This window comes from Bacillus sp. PPSBB_2, from assembly GCF_045291115.1.
GTDB classification, from domain to species: Bacteria; Bacillota; Bacilli; order Bacillales; family Bacillaceae_G; genus Bacillus_A; species Bacillus_A cereus.
Map to the genome: position 1 here is coordinate 4,426,155 of NZ_CP147983.1, position 15,099 is coordinate 4,441,253.

Below are 15,099 nucleotides of genomic sequence, written 5' to 3' on the forward strand. Positions count from 1 at the left end.
GTACGCAATTTATTGCATGCTATTTTTTGCATGGTCATACTTTTCTAGCTTGTAATATAAATTTCGAACGGAAATTCCTAACGCTTTTGCAGTTTGCGTTTTATTCCCATCAAATCTCTCCAAATATTCATGAATAATATTCCCTTCAAACTCTGTCACTAAATGTTCAAGTGGCTTTTCTTCTAATTCAGGTAATAAATGAGATTGCTTTGACTCCACCTGCTCTTCGTTATGTAATGGCGGTAAATGGTGTACATCAATATAGGTCTCGTTATAATTCATAAAGATAATAGCTCTTCCCAGAATATTTTCAAGTTCCCTCACATTCCCTGGCCATTCGTATGATTGTAAATATAAAATGGCTGAATCAGTGAGCCCTTCTACATTACGACCGTAATCTTGATTAATTTTTTGAATCAATCTGTCCGCAATTGTCGGTATATCTCCTTTACGTTGACGAAGAGATGGAATTTGAATTGGGATTTTATTTAATCGATAATATAAATCCTCCCTAAACTTCCCTTCTAGAATAGCCTTTTCTAAATTCACATGCGTCGCTGCAATTACTCGAACATTAATAGGTATCGCTTTCGTTCCACCAACTTTTACAATTTCTTTTTCCTGCAGTACACGAAGGAGTTTCGCTTGTGTATTTGCAGATAACTCCCCTATTTCATCTAAAAAAATACTACCGTTATTTGCTTCCTCAAAGAACCCACGTTTCCCGCCTCTTTTCGCTCCAGAAAACGCCCCTTCCTCATAACCAAATAATTCACTTTCTAACAACGTCTCCGAAATGGCCGCACAGTTTACACGGACGAACTTATTGTATTTTCGATTACTTCCATTATGGATTGCATGTGCAAACAATTCTTTACCAGTCCCAGATTCACCGCGTAACAGTACTGTTGCTGGTGTATTTGCTCCTAGCTTCGCCTGTTCGATAGCTGCCGTTGTTTCATCTGAATTCCCGACAATATCATCAAATGAATATTTCGCTTCTAATGTGCGAATAATTTGCCTTGCTCTATTCAATTCATTTGTTAACTTTTGAATTTCCGACACGTCACGGATAACGCCGACGCTTCCTTTCAATATTCCATCCACAATGACTGGTGCCACGTTTACAATTACATCGCGCTTTTTTTGCCCAATCTTCATATGTATTCCGCGCACCGCACGACGCGTTCGAAGTACTTTCATATGCATACTTTCGCCTTCTACAATATCAGTTGTAGCAGGCTTCCCAATAATATCTTCTTCTGTTAAACCCGTTAATTTCGTATATGCCGGGTTAATGACTAAACCTCTTCCTTTTTCATCCACAACCGAAATTGCTTCTTCAGATGAGTTAATAATTGCCTCTAATAGTGTTTGAATTTCCTTTAAATCTGTAACTTCTTCCGCTAAATCTACAACTTCTGTTATATCTTTAAAAATTGCAAATGCCCCTTGTACCTCTCCGCCCTCTTTTAATATCGGTATACGCGTTGTAATAATTTTCTTTCCATTCTCTAATGTTAGTTCATAATTTACTTCTATTTGTTTCGTACGTATAATGCGAAGTAATTTACTAGTTGGAATGACTTCTAAAATATATTTTCCTATCGCCTCTTCTTTTTTATATCCGATAATACGCTCTGCACTTTTATTAAAAAGACGAACTTGTCCCTCTCGATCAATTACGATCATGCCATCATGTGTAGAATTTAAAATTAATTCTCCTTGTTGCGTTTGTTCCTCTAATCGCCCAATTAGCCCTTCCTTCTCATGCGCTAATCCTGTAACAATTTTTGCGATATCACCTGGTATAAGAAGAGTGTCTTTTTTCTTTTTTTCCAATAAAACCTTATGCACATCATCTTCACCTGTCATATCAAATATTACATCGATATGCATAGAAAGAAATGGAGTTACACTTTCTCCAATTGCAATCCCGTATTCCTTAGCAATTTGTAGTCCTTTTGCCAACGGATTTATATCAATAATCCCTATAATTTGAAATATATTCGAACTTTGTAACAGATTCAGCAGTGCGCTCCCGCCTTCACCTGCACCAACAATTAATACTTTTTGTTTCATATATCCCACTTCCTCTCGAAGTAACTCTGCAAATTTTTTCACACTTTTATCTTACTCGTTCAGCACCCTCTTGACAAACCCCCTTTCCCTATAACATCATTAAAATATACGAAATAATCTGAAAAGGAGCGTTATGTATGCAGCGTTACGTTGCTCTACTATTAGCACTCATCCCTATTTCATTAGCTGTGTTTGGTATAAAGTTAATGAGAGATACTGTATTCGGGATTCTATTTCCACCAATCTCTATACTGTGGTTACAATTTTTAATCGGCGCTCTCTGCTTCGGGCTCGGGTTTTATATCTTCGGTGGCTTCGTCTTGCACCGAGACCGTAAACGAAATAAAGTACAAGCTCGCTTTAGAAGATAGGAATGCCCCACTATTTATAAATAAAAAAATGAGACCGTTACACGCGGTCTCATTTTTTTATTGGCATTAACGTTCTTGCCGTTTCAGGGTAATCAGTAATAATCGCCGATATATTCATATCAAAATATTTACGCATAAGCGTTTCTTCATTAATTGTATAAGGGCGAACCTCTACACCACTTTCCATCGTTAGTTCGGCAATAGCATCTTGAAGGTAACGATAATTCGGATGTACTGCTGTAGCCCCCATTTTTTTCGCGTATGCCCACGGACTATGCAAACCTTCGCGATATAAAATTGCTGTTTGAATATCAGGAGCCATCATATGGCACCGTTTCATACTGTAGTGATTAAACGAAGAAAATATAACACGATCCTCTAGACTAAATTTCCGCACAAGCGTTATAACTTCTTCCTCTAAACCTCTGTATGGAATTTTATTATTTTTAAGTTCAATATTAAGTAGCAAACTCGTTTGTTCAAGCCATTCTAATACCTCTTCTAAAAGTGGTATTTTACAAAAACCTACTTTATCACCAAATTTATAACTTGCATCTAACTTGCATAAGTCCTCATATACATAATTCCGAACCGCGCCTTTTCCATTTGTTGTCCGGTCCACCGTTTCATCATGAATGACGACAACTTTTCCATCTTTCGTTAATTGAACATCAAGTTCAATTCCATCCGCTCTAAAAGACTCAGCCGCTTCAAATGAAATCATTGTATTTTCTGGGTACGTTCCAGCCGCACCACGATGTGCAAATATAAGAGTCATCCTCACTCCCCCAATCTTATGCTATACTATACGAAAAAGGAGGTACTTCTATGAGACCATTACAAATCTCTCCAGATACTGCAGTCCGCTTATCAAAAGCACTAGGTGTTCCACTTGAACAACTCATGCATATGCCGCAGCACATTTTAATTCAAAAGCTAGTTGAATTAGAAAAACAAAATAAAGACGAAGAATAATACAGTCCTGTTTTGCAGGACTTTTTATTATTTTCTATTATATCACGGATGCCTTTCCTACTAAAATCCTTTAACAGATGTACTACGATGTGATTTAGCCGTTCCTTCATCATTTAATAATGAATCACATCTTTTCTTTTTTTGTTACACGTCATAAAGAAAGCAGACTATTTATTTATAAGTCCCCATTGCGTTCTAAAAACACGATCATAAAAAAACTAGAAGCCCTTTATATTATTTTTTATTGAACGTGCGGAGCATCCCCTGATTCGTATAGTTCTTTCGCTTTTCCCTCCCCGAATGTAGTTAAAATATAATGTTGCTCTTCTAACGCATCCATTGCTCTAGTTACTTTACAAACGCTATCTTCTTGAGCATCCGAGAAATAATTGTGATCTTCTACAATTTTACTAAAATCTTTTTTCGCCCATCTATCAGCAATTGCTAAAAGTTCATTTTTCTTCGTAAAGCTACTCTTATTTATAATTTCTTTTAATTTTTTAGCATTACTTTGAATCATTGGGATAGAGCCCGATTTTCGTTCTGCCACCACTTTTTGATGAGTCATGCGATGCATCGCTGTAATGACTTCGCTTTCAGTAGAATTTTCAGTAACATACACATCAACAAAGACCCCATCCACCTCTCTACCTACTATTGTTTGGTCTTCTTTTTTATCTATTTGAGCGCTCACTTCTTTATCTACTGGATTATCTGCAAGTTCTAACATTCCAAATGTAACTGCAATAGCAAGAACTCCCATAGCTGCTACTATTCCTAGCCAAGTTGAAATTTTATTTTCCATTCCCCTTCTCCCTATCTATATCTATTTTATTGCCTTATAAAAAACTCACTTACATGTAATATTACTGAAAATAGGTTTTATTTTCCACACTATCAAATAATCTCTTTTTCTCAACAAAATAAAAAGACCAACGAATTATAGCATTCATTGGTCTTTCATTAAAAAGTTTATTGGCTTTAAATTTGATATCGAGTATCAATTTCAAGAATTATTAAGCTTTACTAAAGCTTAAATCCCTTACTACTTTTACTCTCAACTAGCTTTATGTTCAAGTCTCAGCTTATCCGCAACCATTGCGATAAACTCAGAGTTCGTAGGTTTTGCTTTTGACATGGATACTGTATAACCGAATAAGGACGAAATAGAATCAATATTCCCACGGCTCCAAGCTACTTCAATTGCGTGACGAATTGCGCGCTCCACACGGCTTGCTGTGGTATTATATTTCTTTGCGATATCTGGATACAATACTTTCGTAATCGATCCTAATAATTCGATATCATTGTATACCATGGAGATTGCTTCTCGTAAATACATATATCCTTTAATATGAGCGGGTACACCAATTTCATGAATGATACTCGTAATACTCGCATCTAAGTTTTTCGGTTTTCCATCTACTGTTGTTGCTGATCGGAATGATGGTAGTGGACGCTTAATCATAGCGTTTGCTTTACCACTCACTTGACGAATATGACTCGTTAAATTCTCCATATCAAATGGTTTTAATATGAAATATGAGGCACCTAAGTCAACTGCTTTTTTCGTCACATCTTCTTGCCCGAATGCTGTCAACATAATTACGCTAGGCTGTTTTAACCTTTCAATATGTCGCATTTTTTCCAATACAGCTAAACCATCTAAGTGTGGCATAATAATGTCTAAAACGAGTACATCAGGTTGCTTATCTGTTAATAAGTTTAAACACTCTTGACCATTATAAGCAGTACCGATTACTTCCATATCATCTTGAGCGGCTACATAGCTCTCTAACATTGATACTAATTCTTTATTATCATCCACAAGACATACTTTAATTTTCTCCACAGCTTTTCCTCCCTTACCGAATCGATTCTCCGACATGTGTATCCTTCTAGGCTACATGAATTGTTCGACAATTGTGTGAAAATTCCCTTTTAAAGTTTCTTACTTTCCGATAAAATCACAAAAAAATATGTTTATCGTTCATTTATTCCCTTTCGCAACACATTCCATCATAGAAATACAACGAAACGTTCAACCCTTTCCTTTTATTTTACAACAAAAAACACCTCTTGCGGAGCTTTTACAAAATTTCAACGAATTTTTCAACAGAAAAAGCGAGCTAATAATATATATTAGCTCGCTTTTTTCTCTTGATCATAAATATTAATTCCAGCTTGATGTAACATCCATTCAATATGAACACCATATCCTGATGTTGGATCATTTACAAATACGTGTGTAACAGCACCAATTACTTTTCCATTTTGTACAATTGGACTTCCACTCATTCCCTGTACGATACCGCCCGTTTTCGCTAATAGACGTTTATCTGTTACTTTTATTACCATACCCTTTGTGGCTGGGAATTTTTGTTGCACTGTACTAACAACTTCAATATCAAACGCTTCTACTTTATCTTGATCAATAACTGTTAATATTTTTGCCGGTCCTTCTTTTACTTGATGAGATAATGCGATAGGCATCGCTTTATCCATTATACCGTTTTTCATATTCGTATTTAATTTTCCAAAAATACCATATGGACTATTAATTGTAATATTGCCAATCACTTCACGGTCTGGTGAGAATCTTGCTAATTTCTCCCCTGGATTCCCATGACTACCTCTTTCAATTGATGTAACTGTCGAGCGCATAATTTGTCCATCTTCGACTTGAATCGGCTTTTTCGTATCATTATCAGAAATAACATGACCAAGTGCCCCATATTTCATAGAATCTGGATGAACAAATGTCATCGTTCCAATTCCAGCTGCCGAATCACGGATATACAAGCCAATTCGATAAGACGATTCACCGTTGTCTTTTTGTGGAGTTAGCTTCGTACGAATATATTTTCCATCTCTTAACAATACAAGATTAAGCGGTTCACCTGTTTCTCCACTATTATGAATAAACGGTGCTACATCACTCATTCTTTCAATTGTTTTACCATTAATTTCAGTAATCATATCTCCAATTTGTACACCTGCTATTTCACCAGGAGATATTTTACCTTTTTCAGTTTGAATTAAATGATGGCCTACAACAAGTACACCTTTTGTATTTAATTTCACACCAATTGATTGTCCACCTGGAATCACTTTAAAATCTTTTAACACTTTCACATTTACTTTTTTCACTGGAAAACCAGCAAGCTGAAATACCATATCAGCTTCACCATTTTGATGAGAATTTACCATAAGTCCTTGTTTTTGTTCATTCGAACTCACTGTAAATACATGACGATTTGTGGATGAAGCTTTGAAAACTGGTAATGATGATATTTCTGATTGTTGTCCTTCAAAAACAACAAGTTGTTTCGGTGATGAAATAAACGTTCGAAGCGGTTTAAAACATCCAATAAAAACTAAAGAAACAAGGAGACAAAGACCTATTATTTTTCGAAATTTTTCTAATTTCAACTTGTTCACTCTCCTCGCTCCTACCCCACATTCAGCCTCTTGGCTTCACTTTTTAATCTCTCCTTGCAGTGCTTTATTTATAACCGGAAGAATTAAGAAATCGTCATTTGAGAAAAAAAGCTATCCATTACTGGATAGCCTCTGCTGTCTGTTTAAAATGATGTGCTTGCGTAAGTAATTCTTTCGCATGCTCCGTCGTTAAATCTGTGATTTCCACACCAGAAATCATTCGAGCTATTTCTGTTACTTTATCCTCCATAGTTAAAACAGTAACTGATGTAATTGTCCGATCATTCGCTACTTGTTTTCGAATAAATAAATGTGAATCTGCCATTGAAGCTACTTGAGGTAAGTGCGTAATACAAAGTACTTGCGAGTTTACTGATACTCGATAAATTTTTTCCGCAATAGCCTGCGCGACCCGGCCACTTACACCCGTATCCACTTCATCAAAAATAACAGATGCAACTCCTTGATGCTTAGAAAAAATGCTTTTTAAAGCTAAAATGATACGAGATAACTCTCCGCCAGAAGCAACCTTTGAAAGTGGTTTTAGCGGCTCTCCTGGGTTCGTTGAAATATAAAATTCCACATGATCGTAACCATCCGCCGTAAGTCTTACCGGCGCACCTTCCACAAGGGGCTCTTCTGCATTTCCTTCTCTCTTCATAATTCTCACTTCAAATTTCGTTTTTTCCATATATAATTCTTTTAATTCCTGATGAATTGCATTTGTAAGGTGTTCTGCAAGTTCATGACGCATATTACTTAACAACGTTGCTTCTTTCAGAATAACACTTTCTAATTCCTTCAACTGTTTCTTCGTCGTTTCAATATGAACGTCTTTATTTTCAATCGTAAAAATTTCCTGTTCAATTTTATCAGCATACGCTAAAATCTCTTCTACAGTATTTCCATATTTTCTCTTTAGCATACGAATTTCATTCAAACGTGTTTCGATTTCATCTAAACGATTTGGATCATATTCCATCATATCGAGCTTTTCTCTCAGTTGATAGGCAACCTCTTCTAATAAGTAATAGCTATTTGCAATTGAATCATGATTTTCCTGATACACTTCATCTAAATGTGTAATACTTTCCATTTGCCCCATTGCACTTCTTACATTATCTAACCCTTGTCCGTCGGCACTTAACGAACGATATGCATCACCTAACGCTTTATAAATCTTTTCAAAATTAGAAATTTGCAATCGTTCCTCAGTTAATTCATTTTCTTCATCCATCTTTAAATCCGCCTTGCGAATTTCTTCATGCTGAAATTGAATTAAATCTAAGCGATGTGCCATTTGTTGCTCATTTTCACTTAACGATTTCAATTGTTTTTTTAATTTTTCATAGTCAGCGTATACGTTTTGATATATGTCTAATTGTTTAACGATTCGATCCCCATCAAAGTGATCAAGCATAAACAGATGTCGTTCTTCATTCATTAAATCTTGCGTTTCGTGCTGTCCATGAATATCAACAAGTGTTTTCCCAATTTCTTTTAATATGCTAAGTGTAACAAGCTTCCCATTTACACGACATACACTCTTCCCGTTCGCAGCAATATCACGCTTTAAAATAATCATGCCATCTTCTATTTCTATATCTAACTCTTCTGCCTTTTCAATACATGGATGCTTCTCATCTTCAACATAAAATAGCCCTTCAATCTCAGCCTTTTCTGTTCCATATCGAACAAATTCTGCTGACCCACGGCCACCTACAAGTAAACTAATTGCATCAATAATAATCGATTTTCCGGCCCCTGTTTCACCGCTTAAAACCGTTAAACCTTTTTGAAAAGAAATATTTAATGCTTCAATAATAGCAAAGTTTCTAATCGATAATTCCGATAACAATGCCCCATTCACCTCGTTATAAAATAATCCCTTACTAAAGGATTTTCTCAGTTCTTCATTCAAATAATCATGCTATATATTTGTATGTATATACTCTTCTAACCCGCTTCATTGTACCAAACATTTGTTTTACGGGTCAATCCATCTATTTTCTAACTTTATGCAAACAAAATATTATATTACAATTGAAAATTCATATTTTTAACCAATAAAAATATCTTGTTCACTTTCCACTTTACGATGGAAAGCAAACAAGATTTTTTGTTACAACATATTTAAGAAACGATCAGAGACAACACCTGTATCGTCAGGTGTACGGCAAATAATTAAGCAAGTATCATCACCACAGATGGTTCCGATGATCTCATCCCACTCTAAATGATCAATAAGTGCTCCAAGTGAATGAGCGTTACCAGGCAATGTTTTTAGCACAAGCATATGTCCTGCCGTGTCTAATTTTACAAATGAATCCACTAGATTTCGTTTTAATTTTTGTAACGGGTTAAATCGTTGATCTGCTGGCAAGCTATATTTATAGCGCCCATCATGTAATGGCACCTTCACTAAGTGCAGTTCTTTAATATCGCGCGATACTGTTGCTTGCGTTACATTAAATCCCTCATTACGTAAAATATCAACTAATTCATCTTGTGTTTCAATTTCTTTGTTTGCAATAATTTCCCTGATTTTAATATGGCGCTGACCTTTATTCATACATTTGCACCTCACACTATCTCTTACCATAGTTTAAACATTGGTATACTTCACTTATTTATGTTAACTTATAATTCGTTTCTTGTACACAATTGTTTTTACAATCATTATACAATTACAGCAAAAAGAGGAACAACATATGTTATTCCCCTTTCCCTTTTTGTTTTAGAACTTCATGCGCTTCTGTAACAACTTGCTCTATAGAAATCGGAGAATGATTTTCGCCATTCTCACGTTCACCATGCCATTTCAGATGAATTAAAAATTCAATATTACCATCCCCACCCGTAATTGGTGAGAATGTTAAACCTTCCACATCATAGCCTTCTTTTAAAGCAAACTCGACAATCATTTCTACAACAGCTTCATGTACTTTTCTATCGCGAACGATACCTTTTTTCCCAACTTGCTCTCTTCCAGCTTCAAACTGCGGTTTAATTAACGCTGCTACATCTCCGTTAGGCATAAGCATTGTTTTTAAAACTGGCAGTATAAGCTTTAATGATATAAATGAAACATCAATACTTGCAAATTGAGGTAAACCACGTTCTAAGTCTGCTGGTGTCACGTAACGGAAGTTTGTTCGTTCCATTACAACAACACGCTCATCTTGACGTAATTTCCACGCTAGTTGATTGTATCCTACATCTAATGCATAAGATAATTTCGCTCCATTTTGAAGCGCGCAATCTGTAAAGCCACCAGTTGATGAACCAATATCTATCATAACTTTATCTTGTAAATCAAGATGAAATGTCTCTACTGCCTTTTCAAGTTTATAACCACCACGACTTACATACGGCATAACTTGTCCCTTCACCGTAATCTCAGTATCTTGCGAGATTTTCTCTCCTGGCTTATCAAGTCTCATCTCATTCGCATATACGAGTCCGGCCATAATGGCGCGCTTTGCTTTCTCACGCGTTTCTATAAGTCCTCGCTCTACTAATAGTACATCTACTCTTTCTTTTTTTACGCTCATTTGTTACGCCCTTTTTTGTTTTGATGGAATCATTGTATGAATACGGTCTACAACAGCATCTGTCGTTAAACCAATTTCTTCTAATAATTTTGTTACACTCCCGTGCTCTATGAAGCGATCTGGAATACCCATTCGTTCAACTAATGCACTATGGTAACCATTTTCAGATGCAAATTCAACTACTCCTGTTCCAAAACCACCGATTAAACAAGCTTCTTCAATCGTTAAAATCGGTATATTCTTTCCTAGAAGATCATGTAAATATGCTTCATCCATTGGTTTAATAAAGCGAGCATTCACTACTTTCACTGAAACCCCAGCTTTTTCAAGACGCTCAGCTGCTTCCATTGCCATTGGTATTGTCGTACCAAACGTTAAAATAGCTGCTTGTGTACCCTCTTTTAACGTCTCCCACGTACCGATTGGAATCGCCTTTAATTCTTCATCCATATGAACGCCAAGTCCATTACCGCGCGCATAACGCAATGCGATTGGTCCATCTTCATATTGCATCGCCGTATAAACTAAATGTTGCCCTTCATTTTCATCTTTCGGCATCATAAGCACCATATTCGGCAAGTGACGTAAGAATGAGATATCAAATACGCCTTGATGCGTTTCACCATCTGCTCCTACTAATCCCGAACGATCTATTCCGATGAAAACATTTAAATTTTGGCGGCATATATCATGAACAACTTGGTCATATGCTCTTTGTAAAAATGTTGAATAAATCGCTAAGAATGGCTTCATTCCTTGCGTTGCCATACCTGCTGCCATTGTTGTAGCATGCTGTTCTGCAATACCTACATCAATCATACGATCTGGGAATTCTTTTTGGAATTTCTCAAGTTTTGATCCAACAGGCATTGCAGGTGTAATTGCTACGATACGCTCATCTGCTCTCGCTAGCTTAAGTACTGTTTCACTAACAACAGCACTCCATGCTGCTGCAACTTCTTTCGGCTTAACGAAGTCACCTGATTCAATTTTATAAGGTCCTGTTCCATGCCAAGTTCCAATAACGTCACTCTCAGCCGGTTTATAACCTTTTCCTTTTTTCGTAATAACGTGAACGAGTACTGGGCCTTTTGTTTTCTTTGCATATTGCAACGTTTCGAATAACTTTTCATAATCATGTCCATCGACTGGACCTAAATATGTAAAGCCTAACTCTTCGAAAAATACACCAGATACTAGTAAATATTTAAGACTATCTTTTATTTTCTCTGCTGTCGCAGCCACTTTCCCGCCAACTGCTGGGATTTTCTTTAATATATACTCTAATTCATCTTTTACCCAGTGATATTTTCCTGCGGTACGTAAACGACCGAGCACATTATGAAGCGCACCAACGTTTGGTGCAATTGACATTTCATTATCATTCAAAATAACAATCATGTCTGTTTTTTCATGTCCAATATGGTTCAATGCTTCTAAAGCCATTCCGCCTGTTAAAGCACCATCTCCAATAATTGGTATAACATATTCTTTCGTTTTCTTTAAATCACGTGCCAGAGCCATTCCCATTGCAGCCGATAACGAAGTCGAGCTATGACCAGTTTCCCATACATCGTGCTCACTCTCACAACGTTTCGGGAAACCACATAGACCTTGATATTGCCTTAATGTACCAAACTCTTTCGCGCGTCCAGTTAAAATTTTATGTACATAGGATTGATGTCCTACATCCCATAAAAATTTATCTTGCGGGCTATCAAATAATTTGTGCAGAGCAATTGTGAGTTCTACTACACCTAAATTAGGTGCAATATGTCCACCTGTTTGAGAGAGCTCTTCAATTAAAAACTTACGAATATCCTCACTCAATCCCTCTAGTTCACTGATAGACATATCTTTCAAAAAACTAGGGTTTTGAATTTGCGTTAGATCCACATGGATCACTCACTTTCATTTCATAATCTGTCAACATGTCAAATATTATAAAAAACATTTACACAAAACAAGAAATTCTCTTTTCTATTTTTCGTCTTGTCCCGCTATTAACCAGTCTATTGCGCCTTAATCCTATTATAAACCATATTTCTTCAGGCGATGAAAAAAATAGCCGCTAACACAAAGTGATAACGGCAATGTAATCTACATATATTTTTGCCAATAACAAGAAAAGAAAAACCTTTTCCTACATTTATATCATAAAATGATGAATGACTCAACAAATGAAAACGCTGTTATATTAGTTATTACGTTTTGCAATCAAATCGCAAATAGATAGTAAATATTCATCTTGTAATTGCAAGGAGCTAATCGCACCTTTTGCTTCTGCAATTGTTTCTTCTAAAATATCCTTTGCTCTATCTACAGTAAACAACGTCGTATATGTGCTCTTTTCATTAGAAAGATCGCTACCAATCGGTTTTCCAATCTCTTCTTCAGTTCCTTCGACATCTAAAATATCATCTCGAATTTGGAAAGCTAGACCGATATATTTGGCAAACGTAAGCAACTTTTCTTCTTGCTCTTCTGTCGCATCAGAAAGTATCGCACCCGCAAGTACAGCAAATTCAAGTAGTTTTCCGGTCTTATGTTTATGGATGTACTCCAATTCATCAATCGTAAGGCGTTTCCCTTCCGCTTCCATATCTGCCACTTGTCCGCCAACCATTCCTTCTGGTCCTGCTGCTTTTGCGAGTTCAAGTACAAGTCTTACTTTTTTTTCAGCAGAAATTTCTTTTTGCTCATATGCCATAATAACTTGAAAAGCGTATGTCAATAAGCCATCTCCTGCTAAAACTGCCATCGCTTCACCAAATACCTTGTGATTTGTGGGCTTTCCTCTTCTTAAATCATCATCATCCATACAAGGTAAATCATCATGAACTAACGAATATGTATGAATCATTTCAAGAGCACAAGCTGCACCTACTCCAAGATTTCTTTCTTTCCCAAACGCTTGTAATGTTGCAAACAAAAGTAACGGGCGGAGACGTTTTCCACCCGCTTCCAAAGAATATGCCATCGCTTCACGAAGTACATTTGGACATTGTAATCCATTTGCATAGCTTACAAGTTTTTCTTCTACGAAAGTTTTACTTTCTTTCAAAAAAGTATCAAAAGCAATCGTCACTATGCTTCATCTCCTAAAGCAGTAAACGGTTCAAGCTCTCCATCTTCCCCAAGAATAACTGCCATTTGTTCTTGTACATTCTTCAGCTTCTCATCACAAAGCTTAGATAATTCCATACCTTCTTTAAAATAAGAAATCGCTTCTTCTAAAGGTACGTCACCTTGTTCTAGCTTAGAAACAAGATGCTCAAGTTGCGAAATTGCCTCTTCAAAGCTTAATTTATTTTCCATTATTCAATTCACGCTCCTCTATGCCTGATACGCTACAATCTAGTATTCCATCTTGTAATTGAACTGAAACAGCATCTCCAAGGCTTACATCTTTCACACTTTTTAACACTTGCTTCTCTTCATCATATACAAGCCCGTACCCTCTCATCATTACTTTAAGCGGACTTAACGCTTCAAGTTTTTGAGCAGCTCTTACAAAGGCAAATTCTTTCGTTTGAAGTAACGTTTGCATTTCACGTTGTAATTGCTTTTGCAACGTTTCCACAGCTACCTTCGTTTGCATAATTTTTTGAGATGGGTGGTGCTTCTCTAAATAAAATGAAAGTTGCTTTAACTGATTCACCTTTTTATCAATATAGCGCTCTTTCGCTAAAACAAGCTGTTCTAGCGCTCTATCTAATTGCTCTTCCTTTTGCTCATATACTTGTCTTGGATAACGGAACGCATACGATTTTTGCAACACTTGTAGTTTTTCTTCTTTTTTATGTACTAACTCTCTCATTGCTCTTTGCAATCTCAGAGTTCTTTGTAATACCTTTTCTTGTAACTCTATAATGTTAGGTGCTGCCAGCTCAGCTGCTGCGGTCGGTGTTGGCGCGCGTAAATCCGCAACAAAATCTGCGATTGTAAAATCCGTTTCATGGCCTACTGCCGAAATAATAGGGATTTCACTCTTAAAGATTGCTCTTGCAACCATTTCCTCATTGAAAGCCCATAATTCCTCAATAGAACCTCCACCACGACCAACGATTAGTACATCTATCTCTCCCATTTCATTCGCTGTACGAATCGCTTGTACAATCGAGGGAGCCGCTGACTCCCCTTGTACAAGTACCGGAAATACAATAACATTCCCAATTGGATAACGACGTTTAATCGTTGTTATAATATCACGAATCGCTGCTCCTGTTGGCGACGTAATCACACCTATTGTTTTAGCGTAAGGAGGAATCGCTTTTTTATAAACTTGAGAAAAAAGTCCTTCTTCTTCTAAACGAACTTTTAACTGTTCGTACGCTAAATGTAAATTTCCGACTCCGTCAGGCTGCATGTCTTGAATATAAATTTGATAAGAATCACTCGCCTCGTAAACAGAGATTTTCCCTTTCACGAGTACCTTCATCCCATTTTCCGGTTTGAATTTAATATTACGATTATGGCCCGCAAACATAACCGCTGCGATTCTTGCATTTTCATCTTTCAATGTAAAATACATGTGGCCACGGCTATGATTTTTAAAGTTGGAAATTTCACCTTTTAACCAAACAGACTGCAAATGCGGATCATATTCTATTTTTGTTTTTATATAGCGTGTTAACGCTGTAACGGTTAAATATTGCTTCTCCATTTCTCTCTCC

Annotated in this window: 14 protein-coding genes; 2 read left to right on the forward strand and 12 right to left on the reverse strand. The window is 36.5% G+C overall.

Annotated features, from left to right (window positions below; translation table 11 throughout):
- Positions 1–9: 9 nt before the first annotated feature.
- Positions 10–2,082, reverse strand: coding sequence for a sigma-54-dependent Fis family transcriptional regulator (locus tag V6946_RS22215; protein ID WP_033666632.1), 2,073 nt, complete (start codon positions 2,080–2,082; stop codon positions 10–12).
- A 137-nt stretch (positions 2,083–2,219) separates the two neighbouring features.
- Between V6946_RS22215 and V6946_RS22220 the strand changes: the two genes are divergently transcribed.
- Positions 2,220–2,453, forward strand: coding sequence for a DUF2627 domain-containing protein (locus V6946_RS22220; protein WP_001190211.1), 234 nt, complete (start codon positions 2,220–2,222; stop codon positions 2,451–2,453).
- A 49-nt stretch (positions 2,454–2,502) separates the two neighbouring features.
- Here V6946_RS22220 and V6946_RS22225 read toward each other — a convergent pair whose 3' ends face one another.
- Positions 2,503–3,231, reverse strand: coding sequence for a glycerophosphodiester phosphodiesterase (locus V6946_RS22225; protein ID WP_000172583.1), 729 nt, complete (start codon positions 3,229–3,231; stop codon positions 2,503–2,505).
- A gap of 50 nt (positions 3,232–3,281) precedes the next feature.
- Here V6946_RS22225 and V6946_RS22230 point away from each other — a divergent pair, with 50 nt between their 5' ends.
- Complete coding sequence (locus V6946_RS22230; protein ID WP_001247671.1) at positions 3,282–3,428, forward strand: YycC family protein; 147 nt, start codon at positions 3,282–3,284, stop codon at positions 3,426–3,428.
- Between the two features lie 241 nt (positions 3,429–3,669).
- Here the strand turns inward: V6946_RS22230 and V6946_RS22235 are convergent, their stop codons facing one another.
- The 10 genes from V6946_RS22235 to xseA all read right to left on the reverse strand — a co-directional run bounded on the left by V6946_RS22235 (position 3,670) and on the right by xseA (position 15,089).
- Positions 3,670–4,233, reverse strand: coding sequence for a PRK06770 family protein (locus V6946_RS22235; RefSeq protein WP_000428230.1), 564 nt, complete (start codon positions 4,231–4,233; stop codon positions 3,670–3,672).
- A gap of 252 nt (positions 4,234–4,485) precedes the next feature.
- Positions 4,486–5,280, reverse strand: a complete 795-nt coding sequence (gene spo0A / locus V6946_RS22240) for a sporulation transcription factor Spo0A (RefSeq protein WP_011110369.1) — start codon at positions 5,278–5,280, stop codon at positions 4,486–4,488.
- 290 nt (positions 5,281–5,570) lie between these two features.
- Positions 5,571–6,869, reverse strand: coding sequence for a SpoIVB peptidase (gene spoIVB, locus V6946_RS22245; RefSeq protein ID WP_002024767.1), 1,299 nt, complete (start codon positions 6,867–6,869; stop codon positions 5,571–5,573).
- Between the two features lie 118 nt (positions 6,870–6,987).
- Positions 6,988–8,727 carry a DNA repair protein RecN gene (gene recN, locus V6946_RS22250; protein ID WP_000947767.1) on the reverse strand — a complete coding sequence of 580 codons (1,740 nt, stop codon included), beginning with the start codon at positions 8,725–8,727 and terminating at the stop codon, positions 6,988–6,990.
- Between the two features lie 264 nt (positions 8,728–8,991).
- Positions 8,992–9,441, reverse strand: coding sequence for an arginine repressor ArgR (gene argR, locus V6946_RS22255; RefSeq protein WP_001032580.1), 450 nt, complete (start codon positions 9,439–9,441; stop codon positions 8,992–8,994).
- 142 nt (positions 9,442–9,583) lie between these two features.
- Positions 9,584–10,423: a TlyA family RNA methyltransferase gene (locus tag V6946_RS22260; protein ID WP_006921516.1), complete on the reverse strand. Its 840-nt coding sequence runs from the start codon at positions 10,421–10,423 to the stop codon at positions 9,584–9,586.
- A 3-nt stretch (positions 10,424–10,426) separates the two neighbouring features.
- Positions 10,427–12,319, reverse strand: coding sequence for a 1-deoxy-D-xylulose-5-phosphate synthase (gene dxs / locus V6946_RS22265; RefSeq protein ID WP_006921517.1), 1,893 nt, complete (start codon positions 12,317–12,319; stop codon positions 10,427–10,429).
- Positions 12,320–12,620: 301 nt separating this feature from the next.
- Entirely contained in the window at positions 12,621–13,511 is an 891-nt protein-coding gene (gene ispA, locus V6946_RS22270) for a (2E,6E)-farnesyl diphosphate synthase (RefSeq protein WP_000150380.1), read from the reverse strand.
- Complete coding sequence (gene xseB / locus V6946_RS22275) at positions 13,511–13,741, reverse strand: exodeoxyribonuclease VII small subunit (RefSeq protein ID WP_000428423.1); 231 nt, start codon at positions 13,739–13,741, stop codon at positions 13,511–13,513. Before xseB ends, ispA begins: the two co-directional genes overlap by 1 nt.
- Entirely contained in the window at positions 13,731–15,089 is a 1,359-nt protein-coding gene (gene xseA / locus V6946_RS22280) for an exodeoxyribonuclease VII large subunit (RefSeq protein ID WP_006921518.1), read from the reverse strand. Before xseA ends, xseB begins: the two co-directional genes overlap by 11 nt.
- Between the last annotated feature and the right edge of the window lie 10 nt (positions 15,090–15,099).

What these genes read in the sequence shown, in the direction of transcription:
- xseB (WP_000428423.1), bottom strand. Translation starts at nt 13,741, where the DNA reads ATGGAAAATAAATTAAGCTTTGAAGAGGCAATTTCGCAACTTGAGCAT.
- V6946_RS22230 (WP_001247671.1), top strand. Translation starts at nt 3,282, where the DNA reads ATGAGACCATTACAAATCTCTCCAGATACTGCAGTCCGCTTATCAAAA.
- V6946_RS22215 (WP_033666632.1), bottom strand. Translation starts at nt 2,082, where the DNA reads ATGAAACAAAAAGTATTAATTGTTGGTGCAGGTGAAGGCGGGAGCGCA.
- V6946_RS22220 (WP_001190211.1), top strand. Translation starts at nt 2,220, where the DNA reads ATGCAGCGTTACGTTGCTCTACTATTAGCACTCATCCCTATTTCATTA.
- V6946_RS22235 (WP_000428230.1), bottom strand. Translation starts at nt 4,233, where the DNA reads ATGGAAAATAAAATTTCAACTTGGCTAGGAATAGTAGCAGCTATGGGA.
- xseA (WP_006921518.1), bottom strand. Translation starts at nt 15,089, where the DNA reads ATGGAGAAGCAATATTTAACCGTTACAGCGTTAACACGCTATATAAAA.
- argR (WP_001032580.1), bottom strand. Translation starts at nt 9,441, where the DNA reads ATGAATAAAGGTCAGCGCCATATTAAAATCAGGGAAATTATTGCAAAC.
- V6946_RS22260 (WP_006921516.1), bottom strand. Translation starts at nt 10,423, where the DNA reads ATGAGCGTAAAAAAAGAAAGAGTAGATGTACTATTAGTAGAGCGAGGA.
- V6946_RS22225 (WP_000172583.1), bottom strand. Translation starts at nt 3,231, where the DNA reads ATGACTCTTATATTTGCACATCGTGGTGCGGCTGGAACGTACCCAGAA.